Source organism: Bacillus sp. AFS001701 (genome assembly GCF_002559405.1).
GTDB lineage: Bacteria > Bacillota > Bacilli > Bacillales > Bacillaceae_G > Gottfriedia.
The window spans coordinates 53,967-60,343 of sequence record NZ_NTZO01000088.1; the positions used below are offsets into that span (position 1 = coordinate 53,967).

At 32.9% G+C, this 6,377-nt stretch carries 4 protein-coding genes and 2 other annotated features; all 4 genes read right to left on the reverse strand.

Features of this window, described 5'->3' with window-relative positions:
* Positions 1-987, reverse strand: coding sequence for a GNAT family N-acetyltransferase (locus CN514_RS07350; RefSeq protein ID WP_098232032.1), 987 nt, complete (start codon positions 985-987; stop codon positions 1-3).
* Positions 988-1,135: 148 nt separating this feature from the next.
* Positions 1,136-1,933, reverse strand: a complete 798-nt coding sequence (locus CN514_RS07355; RefSeq protein ID WP_098232033.1) for a YwqG family protein — start codon at positions 1,931-1,933, stop codon at positions 1,136-1,138.
* Positions 1,934-2,048: 115 nt separating this feature from the next.
* Positions 2,049-2,417, reverse strand: a complete 369-nt coding sequence (locus CN514_RS07360; RefSeq protein ID WP_098232034.1) for a VOC family protein — start codon at positions 2,415-2,417, stop codon at positions 2,049-2,051.
* Between the two features lie 111 nt (positions 2,418-2,528).
* Positions 2,529-4,265: an aromatic amino acid hydroxylase gene (locus tag CN514_RS07365; protein WP_098232035.1), complete on the reverse strand. Its 1,737-nt coding sequence runs from the start codon at positions 4,263-4,265 to the stop codon at positions 2,529-2,531.
* 485 nt (positions 4,266-4,750) lie between these two features.
* Positions 4,751-4,983: a binding site (T-box leader), on the reverse strand.
* A 48-nt stretch (positions 4,984-5,031) separates the two neighbouring features.
* Positions 5,032-5,260 (reverse strand) — a binding site (T-box leader).
* Positions 5,261-6,377: the final 1,117 nt, after the last annotated feature.

Sequence of the window (6,377 nt, forward strand, 5' to 3'; positions counted from 1 at the left end):
TTAAACGCCAGTTGCCCATATTATTCTTGGGTCAATCTTACGGACTAGACGATATGCTATCGGTTTAAAACCATTTTTTGGCCAGAATCTCGAGGATTCTAAATTCGTTATTCTCCAATCCGTTTCGCAAAGTTTATAGCCTTCTTTGTCTGCAACAGTAAGTCCATGACGTAATAAGGCCTTACTAACACCGATTCCCCGAGAAGATTCGACCGTTGCTCCTACTACTAAACTAATGCAAGTTTCAGGTGTTAATAAATTCTCATCAGATGCTGCTGCTGATTCAAATACTTGAAAACCTACAATCTCATTTCGATGGAGCGCTAACCATAACGTTGCCGCTTCATCATTAATAATTTCTGCGTAACCTTCCTGATAGTCATCTCTTTCTTCAATAAACCCTGGTGCAAATACCGGTGATTTCGCTTGGTGTTCCATGATTACAGTTGCTAATTCACGTATTCTTTTTTCATCTTCACTAGTAGCCAATCGAATCTGAATATCTTCAAATACTTTATCCGACGAAACTGACAAATCACGTATACCATGAACCTGTTCATAGGCAAATCCTAAATGAAGCCAAGCATCTAAAGTAGACTTATTTCCACTTGGTACCATTACATAATGATTAAACGAACCAAGCTCTACCATTTTCTTCGCAAACTCTGCATATAATTCACGATATAGCTCTTCATTTTCACTTTCTGCTATAGCCATTCCTGCATAATTAATCCATGTATGACGTTCTCGATTTTTATCTGTTTGAATTGCCCCAATCATATAGCCAACTAACTCGGAATCATTCACCGCTGCAATACCAAAACGATCCTTTTCATTAAAAAGCGCCTCAATAGCTTTCTTAGCATAAGTAGCCTCTTCAAATTTAGATGGTAACTCTGGGTTTATACTTCGGTCATACATATGACGGATAGCCAAAAGACTAGCCGCTTCATCTAAGTGTATATTTTCGAATGCGATAAATTTCATAACAAACCTCCTTGCAACTTTTACAAGTGAAAATAATTAAAAATTGGGACTATTTAAGTTATGTTTTTATTCACTCATTACTAGTTCCATAAAAAGAGCATTACTTCCTGCTTATAGCGGGATAATGCTCTCTTTCATCTAGTACTATTCAGCAACAATCCCAAGTGTATAGAACATTAGTAAAATCCTTTTTTAATAAATCCTCTTTCTTAATAAAGAAGTTCGCTACTCCAACGTCACCAAACATACATTCAATTGTGTCATCACTATCAATTTGTAATAACAAGATCGAGTGGCTTTCAGTTTTTTTAAAATATCCTCTCGGGTCTGACTGAGTAAAGTATGGATACCCCCCAATTCGATGACCATCTCCACTAAAATACTCAAAATAAAGCTCACCTAACTCTTCATAATCATCATTGTCAATTTCCGCGTCAAATGGCACATCTAAATCGATTTTCTCGAAGTCCATTGCTTCAGGGGATATTGGTTGGGCAGTTAATTCAAACTTCATTGCAGCTTCTTTTCCAATTGGAAATTCATCTTCTACATCTCCAGTAATAAAAGAGAAATCTTCAATTAGGTTTGTTTCATTTATATTTTCATGATAGATGACTCTAAAGCTTTTTTGACTGGTTGGTTGATCAAAATCTTGTCCATATACATCATCAATGGCTATAAAAAATTGAAGTAAACCCGATGTTGGAAAATTTTCCATTTTTGGTAACTCAGAATAATTAATCTGAGCAAGCAATTTCATAGGCTCACCTTTTTCATCCATTGGGTACTCCATACTAACTGGAAAATAAGGATCCCCTGAAAACTTACTTTCTATTAAAGAAGTCTTCCTTACTATTGGTTCAACTTCAACTGAATCTTTAACAGTAGACTCAATTGTTTGTTTATAAATTTGTAACTCTTTAGGTAATTTTAATTGTTTAGCCATAAAGCACCTTCTTTTGTATATGATAATTAAATCATATCAATTTTCTTAAAATTAACAATTCAATTTAGTTAAAAATAAAAACCACCGTCAATTTACAGTGGTTAACAATTAGTGCTTAATGAAATTCTAAAAACTCGACTCTATTTCCAAATGGATCATTTACAAAAAATCGAGTACGGCCTTCTATTGGTGGTTCCTCTTTGATTTCAAAATTGAGTTGAAGAAGTTCCTCCCTTAACGCCTCAATATTTGTAACAATTAAACCAGGATGAGCTTTTTTAGGTGCTATAAAATCTTCTTGAATACTAATATGAATTTCTTGATTACCACAAATAAACCAGCATCCACCTCTGCCTTTTAAATTTTCCGGTTTTGGCAATTCCTTCATACCTAAAATTTCATTATAGAATTTTCTAGCCTCATCCTCTCCATCCTTTGGACAAACTAATTGAATATGATCAATTCCTTTTACTTCAAATCCCACTGTTAACACCTCTCTCATTATGAAAAATTTATATCTTTAGATTACCAGAACTAATTAACAAGAAAAGCATTACTTCAATAGAAGTAATGCTTTTCTCAATATTCTTACATATTATACTAGCTTTAAGCCATTTGTAATAAGATTCTTTAAAGAATCATCTTTTCTTAATGCTTCCAATTCAGCTTTTAGCGGCTCAACAATTTGCGCTAATTTAGCATTAACCGTAGCAATTTCAAGTAATTCTAAACGTAATAACCAATCACTTTGGTGTTCACGATTAAGCTCATTATGCACAGCAATTAGTTTAGAAATACAGTCATCACAGAATGAATTCTTTTCTCTAATTACTCTAACTTCTTTATATAATTTTTCTAATTCTGTTAATGGGGCAGGTGTTTCCATTACGAACTCTACTTCTTTAATTGAATCACTAAAGTAAGATGTTGGGTCAGCTGCGCCAGGGTATGCTGATTCAATTCGAGAACCAACTGCCATATCAAAAGTTCCCCACTCTTTTTTGAATAATTCTTTTCCTTCGTAAGTAACAGTGCAGTCTTCAAATGAGATTAGTGCAACTTTGTCTTCATTCTTAATGATATTCACAATTCTACCGGAAGCGCTTACATTGCTTAAGAATTCTAAATCAACAAAGTTCCCTACGACAATACCTAAATTTTCAAGTGCAGCATCGTCACATTCTTCTAATTCAATATTTCCTTTTAGAAGTCCAATTGGTGTACCAAATCCTTTAGCATGGTAGTCTTTTCCGTGACCTTCTAATTGCTTATTGTTAATTGAAAGTGCAGTTTCGCCAGTTGTATTAACGTAAATTGCTTCACCGTTTTCATCTTTTATGATTGCATGAACAATACCAGTTACACTTAATCCTGAATTTAATTCAAATGTAGCAACGCTTTTCGATTTAAGAGCTTTATCTAAGCTTTCTGTTCCACCTACACGAAATGCCATAGTGCTTGCTAATTCTTCAGCACCTTGCATTAATTCATCAAAATCTTTACATATGAATAATTGTGCTTGCATTTCAGTTATATTTTTCGGTTGTAATGTAGATGCTTCAATAGAAAAAGGTAGTCTTTCAACTGCATCTGTAAAGCAATGTGTGCTTTCACCTACTGAAGATAATAAACCAGCGCCGTAAATTTTTGGATTATCTACTTCACCAATTAGACCATATTCAACTGTTCTCCAAAATACGCGTGAAATTTTTTCTGCTTCTGAAATTCCAACGATTGCTTTTTGTCTTTCTTCAACTAATTTTTGTGCAGCAGCTTTTTCTTCAGGTGTCGATTTTGGATCTTCCATTACAATCGTTAAATTTCTAACTGCTTCAAATAATTCTTGTTTTTCTTTTGTAGCAAATGCCTTTGCACCAATTGAACCAATTTTTTGTACGTATTCTCTAAATACAGGATCAAAAAGAATAGGCGCGTGTCCTGCAGCCTCATGAATAATATCTGGAGCAGGTGTATATTCTATATTCGTTATTTGTCTAATTTCAGTTGCGATTGGTAAAATACCATTTGCTAAAAGTTCAAAAAATGCAGCACCTGGAATTAATCCATTAACGATTCCTGCACCCCAACCGATTTTTGAAAGGCACTCGTTCATTTCAGCTACATTTGGAATTTTTTCCGTTTCAATTCCTGACATCTTTAGTCCATCGACAAATGCAGAATGTGCTCTATCTTTTAATGCATGATGATTTTGTCTCATTACATAGCGCCATACAGCGTGATCAATTGGCGTGTAAAGATCATAATTTTGCTCCGATAAGTATTGTTTCAAATGAGGTGGTATTATTTTAGTTTCAAAAGCTGCTTCTTTCATGTCATCAATTCCCCTTTTTAAAAATTATTTCACTTAAAAATCTATTACTCTACTTTCTTAAAAATACCCGTTCTATCTATATCTTGCTAAAAGCTTTTTTTGAGCATTTTTAAGCAAGTTTCCATCATTTAACCATTTCTACTTTTTCCAAATTACTCCTTCTTTCTACAAAATCTTTTTTTTATTCGGTATTTATAGTCGTAATCAACCAAACACATCACTCCTTTCAAACCCGAAATGTGGAAGGCGTTTGCTCAGCCCCGACAAGCATAAGACAAAGGCCGATAAAGATTGGTTTTTATCTTTATTGGACTTTGGCTTATGACCTCGAGGGGCTAACGCCTGGAACTAGACACCACGAAATATGGAAGGCGTTCGGTGGTATCGTTCAAGTATCATTCTTTTCTCACATTTGTAGCTTATTCCGTCACATCTATACATGCACACAGGATTTTTTTACATAAAAAAATCCCTACTGTGCAAACAGTAGGGACGAACTTTAAATTCGCGGTACCACCCTAGTTATTAGCTGTTTTTACTAAAACTTACTAATATCTTCATTTCATAACGGCTCTTCACCGTCTTCCCCTCACTAATCGTTTCGAAGAAGATGCTCGTGGACTGTAATTCATGTCGTTTTATGTACTGATTTGCACCAACCACCAGCTCTCTGTTACAGGGAAAACTTCACTACTTTCGTTCCATTCATTGCTTATTATTTAATTAAATTATTTTCTTAAAATAAAAAAGTCCCTACTGTTTGCACAGTAGGGACGAAATAGTCTATTCGTGGTACCACCCTAAATTATTAGTATTAAAAACAATACTAATATCTTCATTTCATAACGGCTCTTCACCGTCTTCCCCTCACAATTCGTTTCGAGGAAGATGCTCTAGGATCGTAATTCATGTGTTCTATGTACTGGTTTGCAGCAACCACCAGCTCTCTGTTACAGGGAAAACTCCACTACTAAAATTCCTATCATTGCTTTTCGCGATTCAATTAATACATACTTTATTCCTATTTTTCGTAAATGTCAACACTTATTCACATTATTTTTTTTGAAGTTTTTATTATTTCAATATAGCAAAAACTCTTACCTAATTAGAAATAAATATATACTTTAGACTCACAAACTAAATGTTAATTACGTATCTCGATTTTATAGTAGTAACACACTTTTTCTGTCTAGCCTAAACAAGGATTTGGCAATCAATAAAACGAAAAAGTCTATTATCTAGGCTATTTACTAGTACCATAATTTTATTCATGCAAGTTATTTTTACACTTTAATATTTACTTAATTTCCCGTAGAAAATTTACACTTATTTTAATTAGCTAAGATAATAATATTATATTAACAAAATTTATCTACGGCACATTTACTTCCTTCTCTAATAAATGTCTAGATATGTTCCTTTTATTGAGTTAACTAACATATGATATCGGTGTTTGAGCAAACATACTGCATTTTAATTTACATGCTCAAAATGGGTCGATTAGTTTACATAGTTTTTTCAGATTAAAAATTAATAAATTTATTTTGAATATTTAACCCTTTTGGAAATATTTGGTATTGTATACTTAATTACTGAGGAATATTTATCCAATTATTTATTTTAGGAGAACGAATGTTGTCTGTGATGAAAAAGATAATATAACAAAATCATCTATTCTTGAATAGGAGAGTACCTAGAAGGTTAGGAATGATTGTAGTTTTACCAGTTGCAATTTTAATGATTGCTGGAATTATATATGGTGTAATCAAATTAATTAAAAGAACTCGCTCTTAATTATATTATGCAGGAAAATATAGTTTTGAAAGGAGAGTAATCGTATTCGAATTACTCTTTTTTTATTTAATTGGGGACTAAACATTTTCCTAGAGCAATTACTGTTAATATACTTAAGTGAGCTCTCCTTAAGTCTCGTATGTAAGTATAGCCCCTTTGTTCTTACGATGAATCATAGTATTAAACATTAATTCGGACTTGTCATTTTATCAATTCTTGCTCATTAAATCCTTTTCGATTAATTCCCTTCATTTAAAATTTCTCAAAATTAATAATTTTTTAACTTTAAATTTAATCATATTGACAATCTTTTTATAT